The organism is Roseibium sp. AWQ4_254, assembly GCF_056161025.1.
Genome location: NZ_JBSWYH010000019.1, coordinates 47,338 through 74,216 on the forward strand (window position 1 = coordinate 47,338; position 26,879 = coordinate 74,216).

Consider the following 26,879-nt stretch of genomic DNA (forward strand, 5'->3'; position numbering starts at 1 on the left):
GGTCGCAAGGGTCAGGTTGCAAAAATGCGGTTTAGCGGCAGGTGGGATTTCACGAAAGGGGATTTGATCACCACGAAGCTGAAATATTTGTCGATGCCGATTTCCATGTCGATTAGCCGTTCCATGATTTGCTGATAATCGCCGATGCTCGCGGTGACAAATTTCAGCAGATAGTCATAGCCGCCGGAAATGAGGTGGCATTCGACGATTTCCTCAACCTTTTCGGCCGCGCGCTGAAACTGTTCGAAATCCATCTTGCGGTGGTTCTTCAAGGTGACCTCGGTAAAGACGGTCACGGTCGGCCCGAGTTTGGCAATGTCGATCTGGGCGGAATAGCCGGTGATGAAGCCTGCTTTTTGCAGCTTTTTCACCCGCACCAGACAGGGGCTGGGCGACAGGTGTACAAGCTCGGCCAGTTCCACATTGGTGATCCTGCCGTTCTTCTGCAATTCATGCAGGATCCTGATGTCGATCCGATCAAGCTTCATGGTGTCCTCGAAATACCGGTACGCCAATCTAGGCATTTTCTTTTGATAAGGCAAATTGGCTTAGGGTGTTGTATTTTAAAGATTAATTATTTTTGTTAGATGTGTTTCTGCTCTGGATGCAAAAAAAGGCGACAGAAAATGCTGCGCTCTGATCATCTCCGGCATCATCCCGACCTCAAAACTCCTAAGGTGGCGGAAAAGGAGAGCTGAATGCCCGCACCGCTGCTGCATATTCAAACCCGGTCCAGTTTGCCGGAAGAAGCCGACGCCGTGATCATCGGCGGCGGCATTGCAGGTGTCTGCGCGGCCTATTTTCTGGCCGAACGGGGCTTGAAGGTCGTTCTGGCGGAAAAGGGCCGCATCGGCGCGGAACAGTCGTCGCGCAACTGGGGCTGGTGCCGCCAGCAGAACCGGGATGCCCGGGAACTGCCCATGGCAACCAAAAGCCTGGCGCTCTGGGACAGGCTGTCTGAAGACGTCGGCCCGGCCCTCGGGTTCAAGCGCTGCGGTCTTCTTTATCTGTCCAACAACGAGGCGGAGCTTGAGGCCTGGGCAAAATGGCGCGATTTTGCGGCCGGGGAAGGGGTGACCACCCATGTCTTGAGCGCCAGGGAAGCCGCTGAACGGGGCAAGGCGACCGGCAAGGCCTGGAAAGGCGGGGTGTTCTCGCCCAGTGACGGCATTGCCGATCCGGCAAGCGCAGCCCCGGTCATTGCGCAGGGCATTGAAAAACTCGGCTCAACCGTCTTGCAGAATTGCGCCGTGCGCGGTCTGGAACTGGAAGGCGGCCGGGTCGTTGGCGTCGTGACCGAACAGGGTGTGATCAAAACCCGAACCGCCGTGATGGCCGGAGGCGCCTGGGCTTCCAGCTTCTGCCGCCAGCTCGGCATCCGCTTCCCGCAATCGGCCGTGCGGTCCTCCATCCTGGCCGTGTCAGCGGCAGAGGGCATTCCCGATGCCCTGCACACAACCGAGGTTTCGCTGACGGCTCGGGGCGATGGCGGCCACACCCTGGCTGTGTCCGGCAATGCACGGGTGGATCCCACGCTTCAAATGCTCCGGTTCGGCTCCAGCTTCCTGCCCATGTTCCTGAAGCGCCGCCGGTCTCTTGCACCCGGCGGGCTGCAAGCCTTGAGGGCGGGGCACGAGACCCTGTCCCGCTGGGCGCTTGACAAGGCAACCCCCATGGAGCAGATGCGCATCCTTGACCCGGCGCCGGATCAGGGCCAGATCCGCAGGACGTTCGAACGGGGGCAGGCTTTGCTGCCTGCGCTGCAGGCCAGCCGGATCACGGCATCCTGGGCCGGGTATATCGACAGCACACCGGATGGGGTTCCGGCCATTGGAGAGACCGAAATCCCCGGTTTTGTGCTGGCGGCCGGGTTCAGCGGCCATGGGTTCGGGATCGGTCCCGGGGCCGGGCATCTGGTTGCCGACCTGATCACCGGGGCCGAGCCGATTGTGGATCCGGTGCCCTATCATCCCTCCCGCTTTGCCCGGTCTTCGTGGGGCAAGGTCGCAGACTTTTAGCGCCGGACACGCCTTCTCATGATCCCCACCCTTTCCACTGTTGCCAGCGACACCAAGCTGCCGGAGGCTGTCGATGTGGTTGTCGTCGGCGGCGGGATCGCCGGTGTGGCGGCCGCCTGGCAGCTTGCCTTGCGCGGGACCCGCGTCGCCCTGGTCGAAAAGGGGCTCATTGCCGCAGAACAATCCTGCCGCAACTGGGGCTGGTGCCGTCAGCAGAACCGGGATGAACGCGAATTGCCGCTGGCGATCCTGGCTTTGAAAATGTGGGAGACTTTGGCGCAGGACACCGGAGCGGATCCCGGCTTCCGCCGCAGCGGTCTTGTCTATGCCAGCCACAAGGAAAGCGATCTGGCCGCATGGGAAAGCTGGGGCCAGATGGCCAAATCCTACGGGGTCGACAGCAGGCTGGTCACGCCCGCGCAACTGAAAGACCTTTTACCGGGCAATACGGGCCAGTGGCTCGGCGGGGTTCATTCGCCTACGGACGGGCGCGCCGAACCGGCTCTTGCAACGCCGGTCCTGGCCGCAGCCGCCCGCGCTGCCGGAGCGCTCCTCTTTCAGAATTGCGCCGCCCGGGAGATTGAATTCAGCGGCGGCAAGGTGTCGGGCCTGGTCACGGAAAACGGCTTGATCCGCTGCCAGTCCGTGCTGGTGGCCGGTGGTGCCTGGGCGGGCATGTTCCTGCGCCATCACGGGGTGCCGTTTCTGCAGGCCTCCATTCAGTCCACGTCTCTGGCCACAGTGCCAAGCCCGGAGATCCTGTCCGGCGGGGTCTCCATGCCGGATCTGAGCATCCGGCGGCGCACAGATGGCCGCTATACAATCGGCCTGAGCGGCTTTGCAATCCTGCATCTGGCGCCCATGGGTGTCCTGCAATGGCGGCCCTTCTGGCCAACCCTCGTGGAGCGCTGGAAGAAAATGAGGGTCACCGTGGGCGCATCCTTCTACAAGGGTCCCGACGCCATGCGCACATGGACGGCGGACAGCTGTTCGCCTTTTGAAGAGACCCGGGTGCTGGACCCCAAGCCGGATGCCCGCTCAGTCAAACGCGGCCTGCAGGAGCTGGCACAGGTCTATCCGCAGCTGGCCGGGGTCGGGGTGGATCACACCTGGGGCGGTATGGTCGATTGCACACCGGATGCAATCCCGGTTATTTCGCCGGTTCAGGCTAAACCGGGCCTGTTTGTTTCAGCCGGATACAGCGCCCATGGTTTCGGCATCGGCCCGGCGGCGGGAAAACTGGCGGCCGATCTGATCCGGGGGGATACACCGTGTGTCGATCCGGCTCCGTTCCGATATGAGCGCATGATCGACGGCACGGATCTCGGCTCCATGGGCATGATCTGATACCAACCTCAATAGATAGGAACCGATCTGACCGTGTTTTGGGACTGTTCGGCAAGGAGCAGGTTGCAGGGCGATATGGTTTATCGTTCAAAACCTGGGACGCAGCTGAACAGTCCTCAAACACGGCCTCGGTGGCCTGCTCCGGCCCGCCGGACTGCGTTGCGCCGCTTGAACGGCCAAAAAGGCCGTCCTGCGCAACGCGCCTTGCCGGCCAATCCGGACCAGCGCCATCAGATGGGTTTCTATCTAGTGAGGTTGGTATGAGGCAAGACCGGCTGGGTGCCGAAGCCGTTCAGCCAAGCGCCTGATTGATCAGGGAAAAGGTGGTCACCGGGCCCTGAGCAGGCGGTTCGCCCATGGTCATGGTGGTCACCGTGTCGTAAAGGCCGATGCCGGCAGAACTCAAGAACGAGCGCAAAGGTCCGTCTTCCGCCTCGGCCCGCGTGTCGAGCCGGGCAAACTTGCCTTCCAGGGCGGCCACATGGGGCTGGATCAGGCGGATCGCATCCTCTTCGCTTTCCGCAACCACCGGGCCAATCACATGTCCCCGCCCAAAGGGGCGGCGCAGGGCAAAGCCGGTGACCTCGCCATTGATGTCCAGAACAGTGCCTTCGGACCGGGCAAGAACCTGTTCCATCACCGCGCCGCGCCCGGCACCATAGGCGGCCGCGTCCAACGCAATGATGGCGGCTGTGTCACCCGCTGCCAGAGGGCGGGCGCCGCCGCTTGAATCCGGGACGCTGTGCACTATGCCATTGTGCTGAAACACGGTCCTGCGCGGTACAAAGTCCAGCGACAGATACAACCGGTAGGCTGCCTTGGTGGCGTTGAGGATCTTGTTGCGCTGTGCGGTTCTGGCCAGAATGTGCTGCATCAGCCAGCGTCCGGCGCCATGGTCCTGCAGCCGGGGCGATGTGATCACCATCCCGATGGACGCCATATGCTCGCCAAAGGGAAACCACATGGCCGATCCCAGAATGCGTTCAATCGGGTCCCGGGTGACGTAGCCTTCTCCCAGATCGAACAGCATGGCCCAGTCATGGGCGCGGTGCGGCCAATTCACACCGATGGAGAGTTCATGCAGCTTGGGAAGATCCTCTCTCGTCATTTCTGAAAGGGTCAGCAGATAGCTGTCTAGCAGCTTGGTTTTTGCGTCCTGCACTCTCGGGCTCCGTTCAAGTCATGACCCAGCCTAACAGCTCAGAGCCGCATTTGCTGCTTAAACGGCCGCTCCCAGCGGCATCTATGTCACGGAAAACGCTTTAAAACCCGTTTTTGCCGCAGCCGGTTTCCCTTTGCGGCCCGTTTGAGGCTCAACGCCGGAAGGGCTCTGGCTTTCTGGCGCAATCAGGTCAAGCCAGAGAATGCTGGCAGCGCAGGTGTTCCGGCGATTATTGAAAAAAGCAACGGGCGCTATGTCGAAGCGAAAGTATTAATGTATTCATTATCGGGGAAGTGTCTTAAAAAAGAAACAGTGAGAATATTTTCATTTCATAACGACAAGTAAAGATTGTGATTTTTCTAATCTGAAATAGTTTGTCGCGAATTTGTACTGTATAGACCACGGCTGCGACTGAAAAGGGCGCGGTGAGTGCAGCCTGTTGTGCGGACACAGTCCGAAGTTGGTTTTGAAAGAGCGAGCGATTATCCCACAATGTCGACCGTAAACAGCAGTCTTGTACGTGTGGTGGTGTTTGTTCTGCTTCTCATTGGGGCTCCCCGAGCGGTGCAGGCAGATGCGGATGCGGTGGTTGCAGGTGGTGGCAACGCCTATATCAAGGAGCTTGTCGGCGCGATTCTGAAACGGACCGAGGGGCCGGGGGCGGCAAAGCCCCGAACGCTTGGGGGCGCTCCAGCCTCGCGAGAACGCTTGCTGCTGGAGCTGATTTCAGGAGAAAATGTCGAATTTGTTGCCGTCGCCACCAAACGTGAATGGGAAGAAAAGCTGATCCCCATCCGCATTCCCTTGCGCAAGGGCTTGCAGGGATACCGGCTCTTTTTCACCCGCAAGCAGGATCTGCCCATTCTGAAGGGTATTCACAGTCTGGAGCGCCTGAAGGCCCTGCCCATCGGGTCCGGATCCCAATGGTCGACAACGGCGGCGCTGGAACAGGCCGGGTTTCGGGTGGTCACGGCACAAAACCGGGCGAACCTTATGAAGATGCTGGCGCTCGGCCGGTTCCGTATCTTCGGACGCGGCCTGGACGAGATCTTTCACGAATATGAGGCCAGTTCCAGGACCTACCCGGATATCGTGATCGATCAGCATCTGGCGCTTTATGCTCCGACTCCTAACTATCTTTTTGTCACCCCGAAACGTCCCGATTTGGCCGAGCGCCTGGAGCGGGGCTTGCGGGAGCTGATCGCGGACGGCACGTTTGACCGGATCTTCCAGAAACATTTTGCCGACGACATCGCCAGGGCGAAGCTGCACAACCGGACCATCTTCAAGATCCCCAATCCAAATACCGGGCCAGAAACCCCTTTCGGCCAGAAAGAACTCTGGTACCAGCCCGCTGAATTCAGGCCAGAACACCTGCGCTTTGGGACGCAGACTGAAGCCAGCGCGCACTGAGGCCTGTCTTTTGCAGCAAGTCCATGTCAACAAGGCTTGGCCCGTTTCGGTCTTGACAGACAGGGGCGGGCTGCAATGATGGCGCATCTTTTGCCGTTTCACCTGTCTTGAGCGTTTGCAGACTTAAAGAGCCTCCCCTTTTGCGCATCCTGTCTCTGATACTGGCCTATGCTGTTTTCCTTGCGGGTATCTTTCAGATGCCCGGCGCAGTGCTGTCGCTGGAAAACGGGACGCTCACCTATGTGATCTGCCAGGGCGGAACGCTGTCAACGGTGGAGGTTCAGGACCCGGACGACGGTCCGCAACAGGGCGGGTTCCGTACGCTCTGTGATGTGTGCCTGAACCAGCTTCAGGCACTGCCGGTTGCTGAGGCCCTGGCGGAGCCGGATGGTCCGGAGCAGGATGCTCAAGCTTCGCCGGTCCCTGTCAGCCACAGTCCCTCAGATGTGGGCTGCGGCAGTCTCGGTCCAAGGGCGCCACCCTTAGCGGTCTGACAGCCCCTTCCTGCGAGCGCGCACCACGTTCCAATGGGGCCAAACCGTTTTGTCTTTTGCGCTGCGCTGTCTGATGTCTGGCAGCAAAGGGCAAACCCGATAAAAAAGCGACTTGCTTTCGCCTGATCTTCCAAGGACCTTCCATGTTCAAACCCGTTCTGGCGGCGCTGCTGGCGTCTGCCTCTCTTGGCCTTGCCACACTTCCGTCCGCCTCGGCCGAAACCCAGTTGACCATCGCCGTCAAAGCCGACCGCTACAGCGTCAAACCGGACAAATTCACCTTCACAACCCGGCGGCCGGCCGCGCAGATTGCCGAAACCGCCGTCAAACCGGATGCCAATTTCAATCCGGGCCCGCTCCTGTTCAAGTCCTGGGAGTACAAGGACGGGGTCTACACGGTGGAGCTTCAGGAGGGAGTGGTCTGGTCCGACGGCACACCGTTCAATGCGGACACTGCGATTGCCGCTTTCAAGCTCTATGACCACAACAAATCGGACTTCCTACAGCTTGACCAGGATAGTTTTCAGAAACTGGGCATGCACACAATCTCCTTCCGCTCCGAAGTGGAATCCGCTTTGGTCATTGAAAACATGACCCACCGGGGCACGTCGCTGTTTCTGCCGTCTGACACCCATACGGAAAACCCGGTCGGCACCGGCCCGTATCTTCTGGAAAGCTATGAACCGAAGCAGCAGATCACGGTTGTGCGCAATCCGGACTATTGGGGCGAGAAACCGGCCGTTGGCAAGATGACCTTCCGTTTCATCAGCGATGACAATGCCCGCCTTCTGGCCTTGCAGAACGGGGAGGTGGATGTCATCGGCGAGGTGACACCGCAAATGATGCTGTCCATGCCGAAGGATGGCTCGGTGGTCTTGAACCAAAGCCGCCCGATCCGCTATGCGGCACTCATGTTCAACATGAAAGGGAAAGCCCCTTATGATATCGGCAGCGATCTGAAGGTACGTCAGGCTCTGGCCTATGCCATCGACCGGGACACGCTGGCCGAGGTGCTTTACGGCGGATATGGCAAGCCGGCCAGGACGATCCTGCCGGGCTGGATGTTTGACCTGGGCGACGATCATGCCAAGGGATTTACCTATGATCTGGAGCGGGCGAACGGCCTGCTGGACCAGGCCGGCTGGAGCATGGGGGCCGATGGGGTACGTGAAAAGGACGGCCGCAAACTGAAGCTGCGTCTGGTCGCCGCCTATCCGAATGTCTCCACCGTCAAGCCGATGCCGGAAATGCTGGAACAGATGTTCGCAGCCATCGGCGTGGCCATTGATCTTGTCGAGGTGAGCGATAGCGGCGTCTATAACGACACCTATTTCGGGCCGGGCGAAGCGGACCTTTATCTGGAATTTGCCTCCAACAACAACACCGACCCGACCTACCTGCTTTATAATGTCTTCACCACCATGAGCCCCTGGGGCTATGCGGTGACGTCACCGGGCGGCAATGTGGACGAGTTGGCCCGCAAGGCTCGGGTGGCCAAGAGCCGGGACGAGGTCATTTCCCTGGTGCGGGAGGCTTACCGCTCCGTGGTGGATGAGCATGTGTCCACCATTCCGATCCTTCTGGTGCCGAATTTCACCCTGTCGCGGCCGGGCGTTACGGTGCCCATGTCGGAATATGCCGACTGGATCGACTACGGCAACACCGCCATCGCAACCCAGTGAGTTCCGGCGGCCCCAAGGTCTGACCTTTGGGGCCGGTTCCGGGGGCTGAAACAAGGGGGGGAGCGGTCATGACCCTTTTTATCCTCAAGCGGTTGGCCTCGGCGCTGCCGACCCTGATCGGCATGTCCTTCGTGGCCTTTGCCATTGTGGCACTGGCGCCGGGCGATCCGGTCACGCAGGAATTGCGGGCTTTCGGGGTGGTGCCGAAACCGGAGGATATTGCCGCCCTGAAAGCTGAATACGGTTTGGACAAGCCGTTTTTCGAGCGCTATCTCGCCTGGCTCGGACGGGCGGTCCAATTTGATTTCGGTACTTCCATTGCCACGGGGCGGCCGGTCATGGCGGAGATCCTCCTGCACCTGCCGGCGACCCTGCTGCTGTCCTTGAGCGCGCTTGGCGGGGCGATTGCGCTGTCCCTCGGGCTTGGCATTGCTGCTGTCTGTAGCGGGACGGTCTGGGGCGGGGTGTTGCGGACCGTCACCATTTTGCTCGTCTCGGTTCCCTCCTTCTGGCTGGCGCTTCTTCTGATCCATGTCTTTGTACTCGGGCTCGGCTGGGGGCGGCTTGTGGGCCAAGGCAGCGCGGCGGATCTTATTCTACCCGCCCTCACATTGAGCCTTGCCAGCGGGGCAACCCTTGGCCGGGTGGTGCGCGAACGCATTCTTGCGGAGATGTGCCAGGACTATGTCCGGCTGGCGATCGCCAAGGGTCTGGCTCCGGCCACACTTCTTGTCCGCCATATCTTCCCGCAGATCATCGGCCCGCTGGCGACGGCCTGGGCCAGCAGTTTCGGCGCTCTGTTGGGCGGAGCGGTCATTGTGGAGAGCATTTTCGGCTGGCCGGGCCTGGGCCAACTGGTGCTGCAGGCCATCGGTCAGCGGGATTTTCCGGTGATCCAGGCCTATCTGGTGCTCGGCGGGCTGGTCTTTTTTCTAACCAGTCTGGCGGCAGATATCACCGTGGCTCTGGCCGATCCCCAGGTGAAACGGACCTTGACCCATGGCACGTAACACAGGCCTTGCCGCGCCGCGGCCCTGGATTTCCTTGAAGGCTGGCCGATCGGGGTGCTGGGCCGGGCTCGGGATCCTCTGTTCCTTTGTTGTGCTCTGGCTGGCCGGTCCGTTTCTGCCCTTGCCAGCGCCTGAAAAAATGGATCTTCTGGCCCGCCTTGCCCCGCCATCCGCGATCCATCTTCTGGGAACAGATCACTTGGGCCGGGACGTTCTGACCCGGATCATTGCTGCCATTCCGGTGTCGCTGGGGGCCGGGCTGCTGGCAACCGGCATTGTCTTTGCCATTGCCCTGCCCTGGGGACTGGCGGCGGGGCTTTCCGGCGGGCGGGTGGATGCGCTGATGATGCGCTTTGCCGATATCATCATGGCCTTTCCCACACTCATTTTGACCCTCGGCGTTATCGGTTTCATGGGCGCTTCGCTTGAGGCGGCCGTGGCCGGTGTTGCGGCGGCCTGGTGGCCAGCCAATGCCCGGCTAGTCCGGGCGCTGGTTCTGTCTGCCCGGGAAAAAGACTATGTGAAAGCAGCCCGGTTGTGCGGGGCCTCACGGGTGCAGGTGGTGCTGCGCCACATACTGCCGCAGATCCTGCCGCCGCTGGTTGTTGTGGTGTCGCTGGAAATGGCGTCGGTGCTGCTGGCCCTTTCAAGCCTGAGCTTTCTGGGTATCGGCGCCCAGCCCCCCATGGCCGAGTGGGGCGCGATGCTGGACGAGGCACGGCCGTTTTTTGCCAGTGCGCCGCATATGCTGCTGGTCCCGGGCGCGGCGGTCACGCTAGCGGTCCTGGCGTTCAACCTCATCGGCGAAGGGCTGCGCGATCTTCTGGATAAACGGGAGCCCTATCAATGGTAACCCCGGTTCTTGAGGTGAAGGATCTGACCGTCACGACATCGGCCGGACAGGCTCTGCTGGACCGGATCGGCTTTCAGTTGGCGCCGGGCGGACGCCTGGGCCTGATCGGGGCGAGCGGCAGCGGCAAATCCATGACGGCTGCGGCACTTTGCGGCGTGTTGCGGCCGCCACTTCAGGTCCAGTCAGGACAGGTTCTCCTGAACGGCCGTGATATTATGGCGCTTGACGCAAAAGCGTGGCGGGCGGTGCGGGGCCAGTCGGTGTTCCAGATTTTCCAGTCGCCGGGAACGGCTCTGTCGCCCGGGCTGCGCATTGCCCGCCAGCTGGAGGAGGCCGCCCGGCAGGCGGGCCGGGACAGTCTGGCGCCTGTGGGTCAGGCCCTGGAGGCGGTTCGGTTGCCGGAGGATGTGCTGCGCACCTATCCTTATCAGCTCAGCGGCGGCATGAAACAGCGGGTGCTGATCGCCATGGCGCTGATCCTGCGGCCCAAGGTTCTGATTGCCGATGAACCGACAACCGGGCTCGATGTCCTGACTGAGCGCGACGTGCTCAAGGCGCTGAAGGTCATGCTGGACGAAACCGGCGCGGCATTGCTTTATATCAGCCACGATCTGCGCGCAGTCCGCCAGGTAGCGGCAGACAGCCTGGTCCTGTCCAAAGGGCAGGTGGTGGAAACCCTGGCGCTGGATCAGATGGACCGGGCCGTCTCGCAGGAGGGGCAGGCGCTGGCCGCTGCGGCGCGCGAATTGGAATTTGGAAGCACGGTTTTGGACAGGCCTGGCAGGATGCGGGGGGCGCCATGCTGACGGTCACCGGGCTTTGCAAGGCGTTCCGGGGCAGCGTGGTCCTGAGGAATATTGATCTGGAGCTGCGCCAGGGCGACGTGATGGGGCTCATCGGCCGTTCGGGCAGCGGCAAATCGACCCTGGCCCGGTGTCTTGTCGGTCTGGAGCGGGCCGACAGCGGATCGGTGGCCCTTGGGGGGCGCAAGATCGCACCTGGACAGGGTGATGCCCGGCGGCGGATCCAGTATCTGTGGCAGGATCCGGTTCAGGCCCTCAGCCCGTTTTTGAGTGCCCGGGGCACGGTCCTGGAAACGCTGAACGGGTTCCGCATCGGGGCGGCACGCGGGCGCAAGCAGCGGGCGGAGCAGCTGTTGCAGGATCTTGGCATCGGGGGCGCGCTGCAGACCCAGCGTCCGCATATGCTGTCCGGCGGCCAGTGCCAGCGGGTTGCGCTGGCCCGCGCCCTTGCGGCAGAGCCGGATGCGCTCATTCTGGATGAACCGTTTTCGTCGCTTGATCTGGCAACCCAGGTCACCACCATGGAGCTTCTGGAAACACTCCTGCAGGACCGTGCCCTCGCCGTCTTGATCATCAGCCACGACCTTGCGCCTCTGCTACGGTTAAGCCACCGTATCGCAGTGCTGGAGGCGGGCAGTCTAGCGGAAGATCTGCCAACGGCCCGCTTCCTGGACAGGGCAAGCCACCCCCTGTCACGGGCCTATGCGGCACAAGCAGGGCGGGCGCTGGCGGCAGTGGCTGCCCCTGGTGTGGGCTGAGACGGACTGTCATCCGCCTCCAGCAGCTTTCAATCCGGGCTTCTGATCAGAGCTTCGGCCTCGATTTCAACCCGGTGATCCCCAATCAGGCCGGCCACAACAACCAGCGTGTTGGCGGGTTTGATATCCGCAAACACGCGGCCATGGGCGCGGGAGATCTCCAGGACATCGTCGTCATCGACAATATAGATGCGGGTGCGGATCACATCTTCCGCTGCGCCCCCGAGGGCGGCCACCGCAGCCAGGATCTTGTCGAGAATAAAGGTTGTCTGGGCGGCCGCATCGTCCGGTGCAACGGCCCGCGCCGCGCCGGCCACGGCGGTTGTTCCGGAAACGAGAATCCGGTTGCCGATCCGGTGCGCCCGGCAATAGCCCGCAATCTCTTCCCAATCCGATCCAGTGAGCACCTGCTGCGCGTCGGTGCGGTGCGGTGCCTGGGCCGCGCCATGCGCCCGGGGCATTTCGGCCAGGTGGTGGCTCAGATCGCCCGATGCGGTCAGGAAAGGCGGGCGCCGGTATTCATCGCCGCAATCGCCCGGCACCATCTGCGTTCTTGCAAAGGCGCGATCGAGACGGTTCAGGTCTTCATCGTCCAGCATGAAGGAAAACAGTTTGGTGTTGTCGGCAATATGCTCGCTCTCGCCCAGCCGCGCGCCCACGATCACCCCGGCAACGGCTGGCTGTTGCAGCACCCAGCGGGTGGCGACATTGGCCAGGGAGACACCATGCTTCTGGGCAATGGTACTTGCGGCTTGCAGGATTTCCTGGAAACCGTCCCAGCCGCCGGCCGCGTCTATGAAGCGCTTGTATTTCATTTTCGACCAGTCGGAAATCCCGCTGGGGTCCGGCGTACCTAGCCAGCGCTGGGACAGGAAGCCGCCGCACAATGTGCCATAGGCGAGCAGCTTCACATCTTGTTGCGTGCACAGCTCCGACAAGGGTCCAAGGGCGCGCCGGTCAACCATGGAAAAGGACACCTGGTTGGTGACCAGCGGGATGCCATCGGCAAGCGCCAGGCGCAAATGGGCGGCGTCGAAATTGGTGACCCCGAGGGCCTTGATCATGCCTTCATCCCTCAGTTTCCTGAGTTCGTGCAGTGCGTCCAGCCAGGCCGGATGCTCAAAGCTCCACCAGTGGAACTGAAGCAGGTCGATGCAGCTGGTGCCCAGCCGGTCGAGGCGCTCCTCGACACCGGCCCGGACCACTTCCGCCGTCATCGGGCCCGGTTCCGGGCACCATTTGGTGCAGATCTGCGGTTTTGCGGGATGCCCGTCCCGAGCCAGCAAACGGCCGCAGATGACTTCCGCGCTGCCATAGTGGTCGGCCATGTCGAAGGTGGAAAATCCGGCTTTCAGATATGGCTCCAGATGATCGGCGCCCCGGTCCGGGTCGATCGGTCCGCGATCCTTTTCAATGTCGGCGACTTGCCAGAGGCCGGTCAGAACGCGGCTGATCTCCAAACCGTCTGCGAGGCTGTGGCGCTGCGGGGCGGCGGTCATGCAAATGTCCTTCAGGTTTCAGGAAGCAGCAGCTTGAAGCTGCGTTCAATGTCGAGGGTGAGCGCCTCTTGGGCAGCAGCCCGGTCTTTGCCGCGCAGGGCGGCGATGATCTGCTCGTGGTGAATATGTTCTGGCATCCTGACGGCGGCCTGCTCCTTGACCACCAGATTCAGGAACGCGCCATATTGCAGCCAGAGCGCTTCCACCAGCGGCAGGATCACTTTGGAACGCGCTTGCCTGTAGAGGCTGAAATGAAAGGCGTAATTCAGGGTCAGGTCAGGTGTGCTGTCCTTCGCGCGCGGGGTGGCGATGATGGCCGCAAGCGCATCGATCCCGGCCGGATCGATATGGTCCATGGCCTCATCCAGCAACAGGCATTCCAGGGCCAGGCGAGCCCTCTTGAGTTCGCGCATCCGCTCCGCATCAAAGGCGGGCACGGCAAGCGTCCGGCTGGGCGTATCGATCAGCGCACCTTCCGCCACCAGGCGGCGCACGGCTTCGCGCACAGGGGTCATGGAGGTGCCGAGCTGGTCGGCCAGCGCGCGCAGGCTCACGGTTTCGCCCGGTGCAAAGGCGCCGCGTGTAAAGGCCTCCCTCAAGGCGTTGTAAACGCTCTCCCTCAGTTTGGACTGGTCTATCGGGGCGATTTTCGGCTCATTCATCGCTCTGCCCTCTGTTTGGCGTCCGCTTCTTGTCTTGACATTGAAATTTTGAGACATAGTATAAAATATCACAGATCACAATCAAGGCGCCAAGACAAAAAACCGGGGAGCGCAGTGGCTGACAACAGTGAGGAGAAATCCGGAACGCCTCCAGCGGGGGTGGATGACGGGTTCTGGCTATATGACCTGAAGGTCGAGACCGTGCTGGACGGCCGCACGCCGATCTGCCGCCATGTGGAAGGCGAAAGCTTTGCCGTGGAGGGCGAGGCGCTTGTGTTTTCCGCCGGGCAGCGCGTGTCCATGTATGCGCTTGCGGCGGTCCTGCCGCTTTTGCCCGCAAAGCAGCGGGACACACACCCGGCCGACTGGATGACCACCGACGCCGAGGTCGCCTGTCCCGATCCCCATTGCGGCGGCCGCTTCAAAATCACCCGGACGAAGAAGCGCTGGTTCTCTCACGCGGAAACCACCGGCCTGCCCGGGGCGCGCAGCACCCCTTACTGGCAGAAGGATGAGGCCGAATGAGCGCAGAAACCGCAGAGCTGCGGCCCGGCCATGCAATTTCCCGTGTCATCAAGGGTGGCTGGCAGCTGGCCGGAGACCATGGTCCGGTGGACCCTGCCTCGGCCATTGCCGACATGGAAGCCTTTGTGGATGCTGGGATCACAGCCTTTGATTGCGCCGACATTTATACGGGCGTGGAAGAGATGATCGGCACCTTTATTGCCGATCTGCGCCGCAGGCGCGGAGGAGAGATTGCCAGCCGGGTTCAGGTGCACACGAAGCTGGTGCCGGATCTGGAAAGGCTGGCGGATCTTCAGGATCATGAGGTGGAGGCGATTGTCGACCGGTCGTTGAAGCGGCTGCGCATCGACCGGCTTCATCTGGTGCAATTCTACTGGTGGGACACTGGGATCGGCGCGCCTGTCAAGGCCATGGAGGCTTTGAAGCGCTGCCAGGACACGGGCAAGATCGCCCATCTCGGGGTCACCAACTGGGATGTTGCCGACACAAGGCCGTTTCTGGACGCGGGCATCGATCTGGTGTCGACCCAGGTGCAATATTCCCTGCTCGACCGGCGCCCGGCGCACACCCTGGTGCCTTGGTGTGCGGAAAATGATCTGCAGCTTCTGTGTTACGGCACATTGGCCGGGGGGTTCCTGACAGAAACCTGGCTCGGCCAGCCGGACCCGGGCTTTGTCTTTGACAACCGGTCTTTGGTGAAATACCGGCTGATCATTGATGAATTCGGTCCCTGGTCCGCTTTTCAGGAGCTTCTTGAACTGTTGCAGGACATCGGCGCGCGCCACGGCGTGACGCTCAGTTCCGTTGCAACCCGCTGGGTGCTGCAGCAGCCCCGGGTCGCCGCTGCCATTGTAGGGGCGCGCTATGCCCGGCATCTGCCGAAGACCCTTGAGGTGTTCCGCTTCCAGCTCGATGACAGGGACCTGGGCCAGATTGCAGCTCTTCTGGCCCGGGCTCCCGGCCCCCAGGGGCCTGTCTTCGGGCTGGAAGGGGACCGGGCCGGGCGCCATGGCCGGATCATGAAATACAATCTCAACACCCGGCCGGATGACAAGGTACTGGGGGCCGCTGATGGCTGAACCGATCCTGCAGCTTGACGGCATCAGCCGGTCTTTCGGAGACTTCCAGGCGGTTGACGGGGTCACGCTCAGCATTCGGACAGGCTCGATCACCGGCCTGATCGGCCCGAACGGAGCCGGAAAATCAACGCTTTTCAATGTGCTGGCCGGGGATCTGGCGCCAACCGGCGGCCGGATCGCTTATTTCGGCACGGATATTTCGTCCTTGCCGCCGGACCGCCGATTCGCGCAAAGGCTGGGCCGCACGTTCCAGATCCCCCGGCCTTTCAAGCGCATGAGCGTTCTTGAAAATGTCATGCTGGCGCCCTTGAACCAGAGCGGGGAAACCCTGTGGGGGGCGGTGTTCGGACGGGGCCGGATGCGCATCCAGGAACAGGAGATCCGCCGCCGGGCGCTGGAGGTTCTGGATTTCGTGACCCTGCTACCCCTTGCGGATCAGCCCGCGGGCAAGATTTCCGGGGGCCAGATGAAACTTCTGGAACTGGCCCGGGTGCTGATGGGCGATCCCAAACTCGTCCTTCTGGATGAACCGGCGGCCGGCGTCAATCCGGCGCTGACCGAGATCCTGATCGGGAAGATCGAGGAATTGAACCGGACCGGCAAAACCTTCCTGATCATCGAGCACGACATGGATTTTGTTATGCGCCATTGCGATCCGGTGATTGCACTGGCGGAAGGCAAGGTGGTCTTTGAAGGCAGTGCCAAGGACGCCCAGTCCAATCCACTGCTGCTGGATGCCTATCTGGGGGCACCCGCCGATGTCTGACGCCGTGCTGACCATCGACCGGGTCACGGCAGGCTATGTGCCGGATCTTCCCATCTTGAGCGATGTGTCCCTGACCGCGCAAAGGGGCAAGATGACCGCCATCATCGGGCCGAACGGGGCGGGCAAATCCACATTGATCAAGACCGTTTTCGGCCTGCTGCCGGTCAGCAGCGGCGCGATCCGTATTGAGAGCCGCGACATCACGCAGGAGACGCCGGACCGGATGACCGGGGTTGGCGTTGCCTATGTACCCCAGACGGACAATGTGTTCCGGACCCTGACCATCCAGCAAAATCTGGATCTAGTCCTGAAAGGACAAGCTGACCCGCCCGCCAGATTGGCAGAGCTTTTCCAGCGCTTCCCGGTGCTGGCAGACAAGCGGGTGCAAAAGGCCGGCTCCCTTTCCGGAGGCCAGCGGCAGTTTCTGGCCGTCGCCATGGCTTTGGCGGCCGTGCCCCGAGTGATCCTGATGGACGAGCCTTCCGCAGGCCTGTCGCCCAAGGCGGCCGAAGAGGTGCTGGATCACGCCAAGGCGCTCACGGATCAGGGGGTAACGATCCTGCTGGTCGAACAGAATGTGAAACAGGCCCTGCGCCGCGCCGATCATTGTTATGTGCTGGCTGAAGGCCGCAACCAGCTTGACGGACCGTCCAGGAGCCTGTTGGAAGACCCGGCTCTGGGCCGCATTTATCTCGGCGGTGAAAGGCGGGGCGTGGCATGATACAGCATCTTGTTGACGGGGTCCTGGTCGGCTCCTACCTGTCCCTTGGCGCCATCGGCCTCACACTTGTGATGCATATCTTGCGTTTCGCCAATTTCTCCCATGCCGAACTGCTGTCCGTTGGGGCCTATTGCGCGCTTGTCTTTGACAGGTTGTTCGCCGCGCTCACTCCGGTCCTGTCTGAAAAACTCGGCGGCCTCTCGCTCACCGGTGCGCTGCTACTGGCCATGCTGGCCTCCATGGTCCTGACCGGGCTGACGGCGGTGTTGATTGACAAGTTCATATTCAAAAGGGTTCGGGAGAAGGGCGGGGAACTCTCCATGGTGTTTGCGTCGTTCGGCATGTCTCTTGTCATCCGCAATGTCATCGGCCTGATCTTTGGCCTGTCAGGGGAGCTTTATTCCCGCGACATTGCCTTTGCCATGGTCCTGTCCCGTGATCCGCTGCTGCTGGTCAAGCCCGACCAGCTGTTTGTGCTAGCGGCAGCGCTTGTTCTGATGCTGCTGCTTTATCTTGTGCTGTCGCGCACCACATTCGGCTTTGCCCTGCGCGCGGTTGCGGAAAATCCGGGGCTGGCCCAGGTGCACGGGGTCAGTCTGAAACGCATGGTGATGGTGGTCTGGCTCATTGGCGGCGGGCTCGGCGCGGTTGCCGGGGTGTTTTACGGCCTCAGCTATCAGATCACGCCGGTTATGGGCCGGGATCTGGTCCTGCCGATCTTTGCCGCCACCATTGTCGGCGGCATCGGCAGCATCTACGGGGCAGTTCTGGGCGGTTTTATTGTGGGCATTGCCTCAAACCTGGCCTTGCTCCTTTTGCCCTCCGGCTACAGCCCGTCGGTGCCGTTCCTGATGATCCTCGCTGTGCTGTTGATCCGCCCCAACGGGCTCTTCGGGGAGGCCCGGGCATGATCGGCATTGCTTCCTATCTGATTTTCTTTCTCACCGTTGCCGCCATTTTGGGGATCGCCGTTCTGGGTCTGAACCTCCAATGGGGCAATACCGGCCTGTTCAATGGCGGGGTCGTCGCCTCCTTCGGGGCCGGGGCCTATGGCACGCTGATCCTGGGCGGGGCCCCGCAGGCCGGCCAGCTGGGCGGGTTCGGCCTCTTTTATCCGCTCGCGCTTTTGGGCGGCATGGCCTTTGCCGGGGGGCTGGCCTGGATTGTGGGCAAGCTGACCTTGCGCCTGCGCCACGATTACTTGGCCATTGCCACTTTCGGTGTGGCGGTCGCCTTTGAAAATGTAGTGCGCAACGCCACTGCGCTCACCGGCGGGGCTCAGGGCATTCGGGGGTTCGAGCGCCCTTTCCAGGCGCTGCTCGGGGATGGGTTTAGCTACAATCTGGCCTTTCTGATCTGCGTTCTGGGAATTCTGGCACTGGTTTTCCAGTTTCTGGAGCGCTTGACCGTGTCTCCGTTCGGTCGGCTACTGCGCGCCATCCGCGAGGACGAGACCGCAGCACAGTCTCTGGGCAAGGCGCCGGACCGCATTCGCCTCCTGTCTTTCGTCACAGGCTCGGTCATCATTGGCCTTGCAGGCGGGCTGTACGGCACCTTCTATGCTTTTGTCAGTCCACAGGACGTTCTTCCCATCCTGACCTTCCAGATCTGGGCCATGCTGATTGTCGGCGGGGCCGGAAACACGAAGGGCGCCCTGGCCGGGACCTGCCTCATATGGGGCGCCTGGACCTTTTCGGGATGGGGGCTGTCACGCTTCGCGCCTGTCGAAGCCCAGCTCTACACCGGATCGATCCAGTTCATCCTGATCGGCCTGGTGATTGTCGGCATGCTGCTTTGGAGGCCGCAGGGCCTTTTTCCCGAGCAGCTGGTCGTTTCCCAACCCGGCCAGAACCGGGAGAAGTCAAAAGTAGAGGGGTTCACATGAAGAAGTCACTTATCTTTGCCGCTTTTTCGGCAGGGGTCTCCGCGTTGAGCACCGGTGCCCAGGCCCAGGACTGCACCACCAAAATAGGCGCCACCCTGCCGACCTCCGTCGATTGGGGCCGCCCGATTGCCGAAGTCGCCCAGTTTGCGGTCGATCAGGTCAACGAGGCCGGTGGCGCGGCCGGCTGCAAGATCGAGATGGTCCTGCGCGATACCCAGGTTGATCCCAAGGTCGGCGTGGATGCTGCCAAGGCACTGGTCGATCTGGAAGGGGTCAAGCTGCTGCTTGGGGCCGTTTCCTCCGGCGTGTCCATGCCGATCCTGACCTCGGTCACCGGTCCGTCAGGCGTCATGCAGATGTCCTGCTGCTCCTCTTCCACCGCCTTCACCAAGCTGGCCGAGGACGGCAAGACCAAGGGTCTTTGGTTCCGAACCTTTGCCACCACCGCCGTACAGGCGGCCATGGGGGCCAAGGTGGCGGCGGATAACGGCTATAAGAAGATCGCCATTTTGTACAAGAATGACGACTGGGGCCAGGATATGGCCCGGCTGATTGCCGCCGATTTCGCCGCCGACGGCATTGAGGTGACCGCGTCCGTGGCCATCAACGACGCTCAGCCCTCTTACCGGGCCGAGGTGACCAAGGCCCTCACCGGCCAGCCGGATGCGCTCTATCTGGCGCTTTATCCCAATGAGGGCACGTCGGCCGTGCGCGAATGGCTGTCCCTTGGCGGCACGCAGAACATGATCCTTGCCAACTCGCTGAAATCCGACGAGTTCCGGGACAATGTCGGCCTGCAATATCTGGGCAAGGCCCTGGGAACGGACACGGCCTCGCCGCGGGTTGCCAGCGCCGATGCGTTCAAGGCTGCCTATGAAAAGAAATTCGGCTCCGAGCCGAACGGACCGGGCCTTGCCAACAGCTTTGATGCGGCCATGATCTCGCTTCTGGCCATGGAAGCGGCCGGCAAAGAGGCGTCCGGCGCCGAGATCGCTGCCGCCGTTGCCAAGGTCACGGACCCGGACGGAACACCGGTGACGGCGGATGTAGCCGGGTTCAAGGCAGCCAAGGCGGCCCTCGCGGAAGGTGGCACGGTCAAATATCAGGGCGCGACAGGCGATGTGCGGTTTGACGCCAATGGCGATGTCTCGGCTCCGGCCGTTGTCTGGAAGTTCTCCGAAAGCGGCACGGAGGAGGTGGAATATCTCTCCCTGGCCGAGGTGGATGGCTATATCGCCACGCTGAAGAAGTAAGACCGCCGCCCTTGAAAAACCTTCAGAGCTGCCCGGCGCCGAGCGCCGGGCGGTTGTTCATAGGGTTTGACCGGCTTCTAGTCCACTTCCACCAGCTCGACCTTGTAGCCCCACAGCCGTTCCACATATTTCAGCGTTGCCGCCCGGCTGGAGGCTTCCAGAGGCACGGCGTTGCGCTGGACGGATTGAAGATGCAGACACCGGTCACCGAGAAGGTCGGCGTCGGCCACCTGAATGTCCGGCTCCATCGCCGCAAGGTCATGATCCTGGGCCAGCACATCGCGCAAATGCCGGTAGCCATGGGTGTTGTGAATGCCGGTGACCGTGCAGAAGCGCGAATGGGACTCATCGGAAATCGCAAACATGCGGAACCGGCGCATGACCGTGGGCGACAGGAATTGCTGGATGAAGCTCTCATCCCTGTAATTGGCCCAGGCATGTTTCAGCACCGTGCGCCAGTCTCCTGATCCGGCAATTTCGGGGAACCACTCCCGGTCCTCTTCTGTCGGGTCCGTGCAGACCCGTTTGATGTCCTCCATCATGGCAAAGCCGAGCGCATATGGGTTGATACCGGAAAACCGGGGATCATCGAAGCCGGGCTGGGTCAGAACATTGGTGTGACTGTGCAGGATTTCAAGCATGGCTCCATCGGAGAGGCGTCCATCGGCATGCAACTTGTTCAAGATGTAGTAATGAACAAAACAGGCGCAGCCCTCGTTCATCACCTTGGTCTGTTTCTGCGGGTAAAAATACTGGCTGATATTGCGCACGATCCTTAAGGCTTCGCGCTGCCAGGGGGCCAGTATGGGGCTGTAAAGCTCCAGGAAATACAAGAGGTTTTCTTCCGGCAGCTGCATATCCCGCTTGCGGCCCAAGAGGCCGGTGTCCTTCAGGCGCTTGGCGTCGCTCTGGTTGGGCAGTGTGTTCCAGAGATAATAGACATTCTGCTGGGCGGCGGCGATGCGCTGCTGACGCTGCTCTTCCGCTTCGCGCAGGGACAACTGGCGCGGGCGCCGGTGGCGGAACACTCCGTGGGGCATCAGGGCGTGAGCTGCGTCCAGGGTGGCCTCCACCTCGCTGCCCCCGTGTTTTTCCTCGCACTCGGCCAGAAAGCGGCGGGCGTATTCCAGATAGTCCAGAATCCCGTCCGCATCGGTCCATTGTTCAAACAGGTGGTTGGATTTGAAGAAGTGGTTGTGCCCGAAGGCCGCATGGGCCATCACCAGCGCCTGCAGCGGCATGGTGTTTTCTTCCAGGCAGTAGCTGATACAGGGATTGGAGTTGATCACGATCTCATAGGCAAGGCCCCGGGCGCCCTTCCGGTAGAGCCGCTCATGCCCGAGAAAATGCTTGCCGAAGGACCAGTGGTGATACATCAGCGGCATCCCCACGGACGAGTAGGCATCCAGCATCTGTTCTGAGGAGATGATCTCGATCTGGTTGGGATAAAAATCCAGCTCCAGATCGTCCCTCGCCACCTCTTCAATGGCATCAAGGGTGCGCCGGAGCGTGTCGAAGTCCCAGTCGGTCTGATCGAACAGGAGCTCCGGTTTGGAGCGGGCGGTTCGTCTAGCCATGGCTTTTTCCTGCGGGCTCACGGGCAAACAGCTCGCGGAAGACAGGATAGATATCCGCGATCCTGGAGACCCGCTTGCGGGCGAAATTGGGCCAGCGCTCGGCCACCGAGCCATAGGATTCCCAAAGCTCCATGCCCGTTGCTTCGCTGTTGATCAGCTGCGCCTCGTCCTCGCCTACAATCTCCACATAGGCGAAATACTGGCAGACCGGCATCAGTTCCTGGGTGAGCAGCGCCACACAGCGCTCTGAATCGCCGCTGAAATTCTCGCCGTCCGAGGCCTGGGCCGCATAGATGTTCCATTCGGAGGGCGGATAGCGCTCCCGGATCACCTCATTCATGACCACCAGGGCGGAGCTGACCATGGTGCCGCCGGTTTGCGGGGAATAGAAAAACGTGTCCTCATCAACTTCCGATGCGTCATGGGTATGGCGGATGAAGACGATTTCGGTTTTCTCGTAGCGCCGGTTCAAAAACAGGTGCAGCAGCATGAAAAAGCGCTTGGCAAGGTCCTTTTCCCGCTCGCCCATGGAGGCCGAGACATCCATGAGGCAGAACATCACCGCATTGGAGTTCGGTTCCGGCTGCTGGACAAAATAATTGTAGCGCACATCCAGCGGGTCGATATAGGCGATCACCTTGCGCCGCTTCTGCAGCTTTTCATATTCGGTGCGCAGGGCCTTCAGATCCGCGCGCTGTTTCGCCGTCGGCTTGGAAACGGCCTCCAGCGTCAAGATGCGCTTCAAAAGCTCCTGGGCGTCTTTGTCCCGGGGGCGCTTCAGCCCGATGCGCCGTCCTAGCGCATTGCGCATGGTGCGGGCGACATTGATATTGGCCGGGGCGCCCGAGGTGGAATAGCCCGCCCTGTGCGGATGGGTCTTTGTGATTTCCTTCAGGCTCTCCTTCACCAGATCCGGCAGCTCCAGATCGTCAAAGAAGAAATCGAGGAATTCTTCCCGCGACAGGGCGAACAGGAAATCATCCTGCCCCTCGCCATCAGGGGCTCCCTGCTTACCGGCGCCGCCGCCGCCGGTGCGGGGTGGTTTTTCAATCCGGTCGCCGGCCTGAAAGGTCTTGTTGCCGGTAAAGACACGCTCGCGGCGGCCGCCATCTGCGGCCTTGCGGAAGGTCGGCTCGGCGACGCCCTCTGTGGGGACCGACACGTTTTTCGCCCGGCCTACATCGGCAATGCTGCGCTCGCGCACGGCTTCTTCCACGGCTTTCTTGATCTGCGTGCGCACCCGTTTCAAGAACCTGCGCCGGTTGCTCAGGCTCTTGTCTTTCGGGTTCAGCCGCCGGTCGATGAAATGCGCCATTGTTCAATGCGCCCCCATCCGCCTACCCGGCCTTGTTCACGCGCATATACCACTCCACCAAGCGGCGGACCTGCCGTTTCGTGTAGCCGTGCCCGGTCATGCGCTCGACGAATTCATGGTGCTTTTCGTCGGTTTTCTTGTCCCGCTTGGCCCCGAAGCTGATGACGGGCAGCAGCTCCTCGACCTTGCCGAACATGCGCTTTTCAATGACCTGGCGCAGTTTTTCATAGCGGCGCCAATCCGGGTTCTGGCCCTGGTTTTCCGCGCGGGCACGCAGCACGAATTTCACGACCTCGTTGCGGAAGTCCTTCGGGTTGGCGACACCTGCGGGCTGCTCGATCTTCTCCAGTTCCTTTTCCAGAACCTCCCGGTCGAAGATCTGGCCCGTGTCCGGGTCCTTGTAGTCCTGTTCCTCGATCCAGGCATCCGCATAGGCGATGTAGCGGTCGAACAGGTTCTGACCGTAGTCGGTGTAGGATTCCAGATAGGCTTTCTGGATTTCGTTGCCGATGAATTCCGCGTAGTGCGGGGCCAGTTCCGTCTTCAGGAAGTCCAGATAGCGGCTTTCGGTTTCCGCATCGAACTGTTCCCGCCGCACGGCCTGTTCCAGTACATACATTAGGTGCACCGGATCGGCGGAGATTTCCTCCGTGTCATGATTGAAGGTTTCCGACAGAACCTTGAAGGCAAACCGGGTGGAAATGCCGTTCATGCCCTCGTCGACGCCGGCTGCGTCCCGGTATTCCTGCAAGGATTTCGCCTTGGGATCGGAATCCTTCAGCATGTCGCCGTCATAGACCCGGAGCTTGGAATAGAGCGTCGAATTTTCATGTTCATGCAGGCGGGTGAGCACGCTGAACCGGGCCAGAAGCGGCAGGGTCTCAGGAGCGCAGGGGGCATCTACCAGAGCGCTCTGGCTCAGCAGCTTTTCATAGATATCCGCCTCGGCAGAGGCCCTGAGGCAGTAGGGCACCTTGACCACGCTGATCCGATCCAGAAACGCTTCATTGTTCTTGTTGTTCTTGAACTGGCTCCATTCGGATTCGTTGGAATGGGCCAGGATCAGCCCCTGGAACGGCAAGGCGCCGATATTTTCGGTGCCCACATAGGACCCTTCCTGGGTCGCTGTCAGCAAGGGGTGCAGCACCTTGATCGGGGCCTTGAACATCTCCACGAATTCCATCAGGCCTTGAGTGGTCCGGTTCAAGGCGCCGGAATAGCTGTAGGCGTCCGGGTCATCCTGGCTGAATTCCTCCAGCTTGCGGATGTCCAGCTTGCCGACCAGGGCAGAGACATCCTGATTGTTCTCATCTCCCGGTTCGGTCTTGGTAACGCCAATCTGACGCAAGCGCGAGGGATAAAGCTTGACGATGGAAAATTTGGAAATGTCGCCTTCGAACTCGTCGAGACGCTTGGTGGCCCAGGGGGAGATCAGCCCGGTCAGCAGGCGCCGGGGAATATTGTATTTGTCTTCCAGGAGGTCGCCGACCCGGTTGGCGCTGAAAAGGCCAAGGGGGGATTCATAGACAGGGCTGATCTGATCGCCCGCCTTAAGCACATAGATTGGCTCCTGCTCCATGAGCTTTTTCAGGATTTCGGCCATGCTGGATTTGCCGCCGCCGACCGGTCCGAGCAGGTAAAGGATCTGCTTGCGCTCTTCCAGACCCTGGCTGGCATGGCGGAAGAAACCGACGATCCGCTCGATCGTGGCCTCCATGCCGAACAGGTTTTTGAAAGGGGCGTAGCGCTTGATCGTCCGGTTCATGAAAATCCGGCCCAGCCGCTGATCCTGGCTGGTGTCGATAATCTCCGGCTCGCCAATGGCGGCCATCATGCGCTCGGCCGCCGTCGCGCGCATCAAAGGGTCGTCCCTGCATCCCAGCAGGTAATCCTGGATGGAAAGTTCCTCCAGGTTCCTATTTCGGTAATCTTCCGCGAAACGCGTGTAAATCTCCATGTTCCAACTTCCAGCTAGGCGATCCCAAACAGCCTGCCCCCATATAAATTAGATGGGACAAACGCATGTTCTGGCAACTTAATCTTTGGGGTTTGTCATAAAATTTGATTGCGAAAATTATTCAATCCAGCAGCGTCAACTTTCTATCCGCATTGATAACGCTACGTTATGAATTGCCAGTCCGCAGACCCGACAGCCGGGTCAACAGAACGGCCACCGACTTGACCTTGAATTTCCTCAAGAGCCGGGCCCGCACATCTTCCACCGTGCGCGGCGAAAGACCCAGCAGACGGGCCATTTCCTTGCTGGTCAGCCCTTTTGAAAGCAGCAGCAAAACGTCCCGTTCACGTGGGGTGAGTTTCGGCCCGCTGCGGGTGTCGTCAATCAGCGCAAAGCTCAGAACCGTGCGGGCGAGCGGCTGATCCGGTGTCAAGGTTCTGGCCCGGAAGCGGCACCAGATCCGCGAGCCGTCGGCCCTGCGCATCAGCCGCTCATCCGTATAGGGCAGCGACTGGCTGAGCGGCTTCAGGCCGATGTCCCGAACTTGATGAAATTCCTCGTCCGAGCCGTAGAGCAACCGGAAACTGCGCCCCAGGAGCTGGTCTTTTTCATATCCGAACATATCGGCAAAAGTCTGGTTGCAGGTTCTGATGACACGATGCTCGGTCAGCGCCAGGCCCATGGGCGCATAGTCGAATGCAAGGCTGTTGATATCCTGCATGGCTCACCGTGATCCTACGGTATTGGCACCGTAGGTGGATGGTAGCATAGTTCCTGTAAATTTTGCCAGATCAGGACTGGGCCGCATGGATTTGACCGATCAACTGATTCGAGAAATCGAGGCAAGACGCGAGGATCTGATCGCGCTGACCCAGGATCTGTTGCAAATCCCGACCCTCAATCCGCCGGGCGAAAACTACCGGGAGATCTGCGACTATCTCGCCGGGCGCCTCAAGGCCTCCGGCTTTGACATCGAGTTGGTGCGCGCCCATGGCGCGCCTGGGGACAGCGAAAAATATCCGCGCTGGAATGTGGTTGCACGGCGCGAAGGCCCCCGGCCGGGAGAGTGTGTTCATTTCAACAGCCATATCGATGTGGTCGATGTCGGGCTCGGCTGGACGCGGGACCCATTTGGCGGGGAGCTTCACGACGGCAAGATCTACGGGCGCGGGGCCTGTGACATGAAGGGCGGTCTTGCGGCCAGCATCGTTGCGGCCGAGGCGTTTCTGGCGGTGTGCCCCGGCTTCTCCGGGGCGGTGGAGATCAGCGGCACGGCGGATGAGGAATCCGGCGGTTTTGGTGGGGTCGCCTATCTGGCTGGCAAAGGCTATTTCGCACCGGAGCGCGTGCAGCATGTCATTATTCCCGAACCTCTCAACAAGGACCGGATCTGCCTTGGCCATCGGGGGGTTTGGTGGGCGGAGGTGGAAACTTTCGGGGAAATCGCCCACGGCTCCATGCCGTTCCTTGGCGATTGTGCGGTCCGGCATATGGGCGCGGTTCTGGAAGAGATGGAAGACAGCCTCTTTCCCGCCCTTGCGGAAAAACGGACCGAAATGCCCGTGGTGCCGGAAGGGGCGCGTCAGTCGACCCTCAACATCAACTCGATCCATGGCGGCCAGTCGGAAGGCGATGCTGACTTTACCGGTCTGCCGAGCCCCTGTGTTCCCGACAGTTGCCGCATGATCATCGACCGCCGCTTTCTGCTTGAAGAGACCATTGAGGATGTGCAGGCTGAAATCACCGGGATCCTGGAAACGGTTGCGGACAAGAGGAACACTTTCAAATACGAGATGCGGGAATTGCACCGGGTCCTCCCGACCATGACGGACAAGGAGGCGCCGGTGGTGCAAACGGTGGCAAAAGCCATTCAGGAAACCATGGGCAAACAGGCCGAATATGTCGTCAGCCCGGGAACCTATGACCAGAAACATATCGACCGGATCGGAAAACTGAAAAACTGCATCGCCTACGGTCCCGGCATTCTGGATCTTGCACATAAACCGGACGAATATGTGGGTGTGGAGGATATGCTGGATTCAGCAAAGGTGATGGGCCGGGCGCTGATCGATCTGCTTGCGGGGCGGTGAAGACGCGGGA

25 protein-coding genes are annotated in these 26,879 nt (G+C 61.0%); 17 read left to right on the forward strand and 8 right to left on the reverse strand.

Annotation, left to right across the window (positions count from 1 at the left end; genetic code table 11):
* Window positions 1–11: 11 nt before the first annotated feature.
* A complete protein-coding gene (locus tag ACXAIC_RS15490) occupies window positions 12–488 on the reverse strand; it encodes an Lrp/AsnC family transcriptional regulator (RefSeq protein WP_475181605.1) in 477 nt (158 codons plus the stop codon).
* 210 nt (window positions 489–698) lie between these two features.
* Here ACXAIC_RS15490 and ACXAIC_RS15495 point away from each other — a divergent pair, with 210 nt between their 5' ends.
* Together ACXAIC_RS15495 and ACXAIC_RS15500 are read left to right on the forward strand one after the other, a co-directional pair.
* On the forward strand, window positions 699–2,018 hold the full coding sequence (locus tag ACXAIC_RS15495) for an NAD(P)/FAD-dependent oxidoreductase (RefSeq protein ID WP_475181327.1): 1,320 nt from the start codon (window positions 699–701) through the stop codon (window positions 2,016–2,018).
* Between the two features lie 18 nt (window positions 2,019–2,036).
* Window positions 2,037–3,365: an NAD(P)/FAD-dependent oxidoreductase gene (locus ACXAIC_RS15500; protein WP_475181330.1), complete on the forward strand. Its 1,329-nt coding sequence runs from the start codon at window positions 2,037–2,039 to the stop codon at window positions 3,363–3,365.
* Window positions 3,366–3,657: 292 nt separating this feature from the next.
* Here ACXAIC_RS15500 and ACXAIC_RS15505 read toward each other — a convergent pair whose 3' ends face one another.
* Window positions 3,658–4,527, reverse strand: a complete 870-nt coding sequence (locus ACXAIC_RS15505) for a GNAT family N-acetyltransferase (protein WP_475181331.1) — start codon at window positions 4,525–4,527, stop codon at window positions 3,658–3,660.
* 492 nt (window positions 4,528–5,019) lie between these two features.
* Between ACXAIC_RS15505 and ACXAIC_RS15510 the strand changes: the two genes are divergently transcribed.
* The 7 genes from ACXAIC_RS15510 to ACXAIC_RS15540 all read left to right on the forward strand — a co-directional run bounded on the left by ACXAIC_RS15510 (window position 5,020) and on the right by ACXAIC_RS15540 (window position 11,540).
* On the forward strand, window positions 5,020–5,940 hold the full coding sequence (locus ACXAIC_RS15510; protein ID WP_475181333.1) for a substrate-binding periplasmic protein: 921 nt from the start codon (window positions 5,020–5,022) through the stop codon (window positions 5,938–5,940).
* A 140-nt stretch (window positions 5,941–6,080) separates the two neighbouring features.
* Complete coding sequence (locus ACXAIC_RS15515) at window positions 6,081–6,434, forward strand: hypothetical protein (protein ID WP_475181336.1); 354 nt, start codon at window positions 6,081–6,083, stop codon at window positions 6,432–6,434.
* Between the two features lie 143 nt (window positions 6,435–6,577).
* The gene (locus ACXAIC_RS15520; protein WP_475181339.1) at window positions 6,578–8,116 is read left to right on the forward strand and encodes an ABC transporter substrate-binding protein; all 1,539 of its coding nucleotides are present in this window, start codon (window positions 6,578–6,580) and stop codon (window positions 8,114–8,116) included.
* 68 nt (window positions 8,117–8,184) lie between these two features.
* Window positions 8,185–9,126, forward strand: coding sequence for an ABC transporter permease (locus ACXAIC_RS15525; protein ID WP_475181343.1), 942 nt, complete (start codon window positions 8,185–8,187; stop codon window positions 9,124–9,126).
* Window positions 9,116–9,979 (forward strand): ABC transporter permease, encoded by an 864-nt coding sequence (locus ACXAIC_RS15530; protein ID WP_475181347.1) that lies wholly within the window; start codon window positions 9,116–9,118, stop codon window positions 9,977–9,979. Before ACXAIC_RS15525 ends, ACXAIC_RS15530 begins: the two co-directional genes overlap by 11 nt.
* Complete coding sequence (locus ACXAIC_RS15535; RefSeq protein ID WP_475181352.1) at window positions 9,973–10,785, forward strand: ATP-binding cassette domain-containing protein; 813 nt, start codon at window positions 9,973–9,975, stop codon at window positions 10,783–10,785. Before ACXAIC_RS15530 ends, ACXAIC_RS15535 begins: the two co-directional genes overlap by 7 nt.
* Entirely contained in the window at window positions 10,779–11,540 is a 762-nt protein-coding gene (locus ACXAIC_RS15540) for an ABC transporter ATP-binding protein (protein WP_475181357.1), read from the forward strand. The genes ACXAIC_RS15535 and ACXAIC_RS15540 overlap by 7 nt, the downstream gene beginning before the upstream one ends.
* A 29-nt stretch (window positions 11,541–11,569) precedes the next feature.
* Here the strand turns inward: ACXAIC_RS15540 and ACXAIC_RS15545 are convergent, their stop codons facing one another.
* Together ACXAIC_RS15545 and ACXAIC_RS15550 are read right to left on the reverse strand one after the other, a co-directional pair.
* A complete protein-coding gene (locus ACXAIC_RS15545; protein ID WP_475181361.1) occupies window positions 11,570–13,039 on the reverse strand; it encodes an aldo/keto reductase in 1,470 nt (489 codons plus the stop codon).
* An 11-nt stretch (window positions 13,040–13,050) separates the two neighbouring features.
* Window positions 13,051–13,701 carry a GntR family transcriptional regulator gene (locus ACXAIC_RS15550; RefSeq protein ID WP_475181364.1) on the reverse strand — a complete coding sequence of 217 codons (651 nt, stop codon included), beginning with the start codon at window positions 13,699–13,701 and terminating at the stop codon, window positions 13,051–13,053.
* A 114-nt stretch (window positions 13,702–13,815) separates the two neighbouring features.
* Here ACXAIC_RS15550 and ACXAIC_RS15555 point away from each other — a divergent pair, with 114 nt between their 5' ends.
* From ACXAIC_RS15555 to ACXAIC_RS15585, 7 genes are read left to right on the forward strand one after another with little or no spacing between them, the layout of a single operon-like run.
* Complete coding sequence (locus tag ACXAIC_RS15555) at window positions 13,816–14,226, forward strand: TIGR04076 family protein (protein ID WP_475181370.1); 411 nt, start codon at window positions 13,816–13,818, stop codon at window positions 14,224–14,226.
* Window positions 14,223–15,305 carry an aldo/keto reductase gene (locus ACXAIC_RS15560; RefSeq protein ID WP_475181374.1) on the forward strand — a complete coding sequence of 361 codons (1,083 nt, stop codon included), beginning with the start codon at window positions 14,223–14,225 and terminating at the stop codon, window positions 15,303–15,305. Before ACXAIC_RS15555 ends, ACXAIC_RS15560 begins: the two co-directional genes overlap by 4 nt.
* Window positions 15,298–16,071 carry an ABC transporter ATP-binding protein gene (locus ACXAIC_RS15565; protein ID WP_475181378.1) on the forward strand — a complete coding sequence of 258 codons (774 nt, stop codon included), beginning with the start codon at window positions 15,298–15,300 and terminating at the stop codon, window positions 16,069–16,071. Before ACXAIC_RS15560 ends, ACXAIC_RS15565 begins: the two co-directional genes overlap by 8 nt.
* Window positions 16,064–16,792 (forward strand): ABC transporter ATP-binding protein, encoded by a 729-nt coding sequence (locus tag ACXAIC_RS15570; RefSeq protein ID WP_475181382.1) that lies wholly within the window; start codon window positions 16,064–16,066, stop codon window positions 16,790–16,792. The genes ACXAIC_RS15565 and ACXAIC_RS15570 overlap by 8 nt, the downstream gene beginning before the upstream one ends.
* Complete coding sequence (locus ACXAIC_RS15575) at window positions 16,789–17,703, forward strand: branched-chain amino acid ABC transporter permease (RefSeq protein WP_475181385.1); 915 nt, start codon at window positions 16,789–16,791, stop codon at window positions 17,701–17,703. The genes ACXAIC_RS15570 and ACXAIC_RS15575 overlap by 4 nt, the downstream gene beginning before the upstream one ends.
* Window positions 17,700–18,677: a branched-chain amino acid ABC transporter permease gene (locus tag ACXAIC_RS15580; protein WP_475181388.1), complete on the forward strand. Its 978-nt coding sequence runs from the start codon at window positions 17,700–17,702 to the stop codon at window positions 18,675–18,677. The genes ACXAIC_RS15575 and ACXAIC_RS15580 overlap by 4 nt, the downstream gene beginning before the upstream one ends.
* Window positions 18,674–19,930: an ABC transporter substrate-binding protein gene (locus tag ACXAIC_RS15585; RefSeq protein WP_475181392.1), complete on the forward strand. Its 1,257-nt coding sequence runs from the start codon at window positions 18,674–18,676 to the stop codon at window positions 19,928–19,930. Before ACXAIC_RS15580 ends, ACXAIC_RS15585 begins: the two co-directional genes overlap by 4 nt.
* A 77-nt stretch (window positions 19,931–20,007) precedes the next feature.
* On the opposite strand, the gene ACXAIC_RS15590 is transcribed toward ACXAIC_RS15585, so the two are convergent.
* From ACXAIC_RS15590 to ACXAIC_RS15605, 4 genes are all read right to left on the reverse strand, one after another.
* Window positions 20,008–21,507, reverse strand: a complete 1,500-nt coding sequence (locus ACXAIC_RS15590) for a SpoVR family protein (RefSeq protein ID WP_475181395.1) — start codon at window positions 21,505–21,507, stop codon at window positions 20,008–20,010.
* On the reverse strand, window positions 21,500–22,822 hold the full coding sequence (locus ACXAIC_RS15595) for a YeaH/YhbH family protein (protein WP_475181400.1): 1,323 nt from the start codon (window positions 22,820–22,822) through the stop codon (window positions 21,500–21,502). Before ACXAIC_RS15595 ends, ACXAIC_RS15590 begins: the two co-directional genes overlap by 8 nt.
* A 22-nt stretch (window positions 22,823–22,844) precedes the next feature.
* Window positions 22,845–24,779, reverse strand: coding sequence for a PrkA family serine protein kinase (locus ACXAIC_RS15600; RefSeq protein WP_475181403.1), 1,935 nt, complete (start codon window positions 24,777–24,779; stop codon window positions 22,845–22,847).
* Between the two features lie 166 nt (window positions 24,780–24,945).
* Window positions 24,946–25,500, reverse strand: coding sequence for a PAS domain-containing protein (locus ACXAIC_RS15605; protein WP_475181406.1), 555 nt, complete (start codon window positions 25,498–25,500; stop codon window positions 24,946–24,948).
* Window positions 25,501–25,585: 85 nt separating this feature from the next.
* On the opposite strand from ACXAIC_RS15605, the gene ACXAIC_RS15610 reads away from it, so the two are divergent.
* Window positions 25,586–26,869 (forward strand): acetylornithine deacetylase/succinyl-diaminopimelate desuccinylase family protein, encoded by a 1,284-nt coding sequence (locus tag ACXAIC_RS15610; protein WP_475181410.1) that lies wholly within the window; start codon window positions 25,586–25,588, stop codon window positions 26,867–26,869.
* Window positions 26,870–26,879 lie beyond the last annotated feature (10 nt).

Bases quoted from the DNA above. Each gene is read 5' to 3' on its own strand.
- ACXAIC_RS15490 (WP_475181605.1), bottom strand. From the start codon at position 488: ATGAAGCTTGATCGGATCGACATCAGGATCCTGCATGAATTGCAGAAG.
- ACXAIC_RS15495 (WP_475181327.1), top strand. From the start codon at position 699: ATGCCCGCACCGCTGCTGCATATTCAAACCCGGTCCAGTTTGCCGGAA.
- ACXAIC_RS15500 (WP_475181330.1), top strand. From the start codon at position 2,037: ATGATCCCCACCCTTTCCACTGTTGCCAGCGACACCAAGCTGCCGGAG.
- ACXAIC_RS15510 (WP_475181333.1), top strand. From the start codon at position 5,020: ATGTCGACCGTAAACAGCAGTCTTGTACGTGTGGTGGTGTTTGTTCTG.
- ACXAIC_RS15520 (WP_475181339.1), top strand. From the start codon at position 6,578: ATGTTCAAACCCGTTCTGGCGGCGCTGCTGGCGTCTGCCTCTCTTGGC.
- ACXAIC_RS15525 (WP_475181343.1), top strand. From the start codon at position 8,185: ATGACCCTTTTTATCCTCAAGCGGTTGGCCTCGGCGCTGCCGACCCTG.
- ACXAIC_RS15530 (WP_475181347.1), top strand. From the start codon at position 9,116: ATGGCACGTAACACAGGCCTTGCCGCGCCGCGGCCCTGGATTTCCTTG.
- ACXAIC_RS15535 (WP_475181352.1), top strand. From the start codon at position 9,973: ATGGTAACCCCGGTTCTTGAGGTGAAGGATCTGACCGTCACGACATCG.
- ACXAIC_RS15540 (WP_475181357.1), top strand. From the start codon at position 10,779: ATGCTGACGGTCACCGGGCTTTGCAAGGCGTTCCGGGGCAGCGTGGTC.
- ACXAIC_RS15545 (WP_475181361.1), bottom strand. From the start codon at position 13,039: ATGACCGCCGCCCCGCAGCGCCACAGCCTCGCAGACGGTTTGGAGATC.
- ACXAIC_RS15550 (WP_475181364.1), bottom strand. From the start codon at position 13,701: ATGAATGAGCCGAAAATCGCCCCGATAGACCAGTCCAAACTGAGGGAG.
- ACXAIC_RS15560 (WP_475181374.1), top strand. From the start codon at position 14,223: ATGAGCGCAGAAACCGCAGAGCTGCGGCCCGGCCATGCAATTTCCCGT.
- ACXAIC_RS15565 (WP_475181378.1), top strand. From the start codon at position 15,298: ATGGCTGAACCGATCCTGCAGCTTGACGGCATCAGCCGGTCTTTCGGA.
- ACXAIC_RS15570 (WP_475181382.1), top strand. From the start codon at position 16,064: ATGTCTGACGCCGTGCTGACCATCGACCGGGTCACGGCAGGCTATGTG.
- ACXAIC_RS15575 (WP_475181385.1), top strand. From the start codon at position 16,789: ATGATACAGCATCTTGTTGACGGGGTCCTGGTCGGCTCCTACCTGTCC.
- ACXAIC_RS15580 (WP_475181388.1), top strand. From the start codon at position 17,700: ATGATCGGCATTGCTTCCTATCTGATTTTCTTTCTCACCGTTGCCGCC.
- ACXAIC_RS15585 (WP_475181392.1), top strand. From the start codon at position 18,674: ATGAAGAAGTCACTTATCTTTGCCGCTTTTTCGGCAGGGGTCTCCGCG.
- ACXAIC_RS15590 (WP_475181395.1), bottom strand. From the start codon at position 21,507: ATGGCTAGACGAACCGCCCGCTCCAAACCGGAGCTCCTGTTCGATCAG.
- ACXAIC_RS15595 (WP_475181400.1), bottom strand. From the start codon at position 22,822: ATGGCGCATTTCATCGACCGGCGGCTGAACCCGAAAGACAAGAGCCTG.
- ACXAIC_RS15600 (WP_475181403.1), bottom strand. From the start codon at position 24,779: ATGGAGATTTACACGCGTTTCGCGGAAGATTACCGAAATAGGAACCTG.
- ACXAIC_RS15605 (WP_475181406.1), bottom strand. From the start codon at position 25,500: ATGCAGGATATCAACAGCCTTGCATTCGACTATGCGCCCATGGGCCTG.
- ACXAIC_RS15610 (WP_475181410.1), top strand. From the start codon at position 25,586: ATGGATTTGACCGATCAACTGATTCGAGAAATCGAGGCAAGACGCGAG.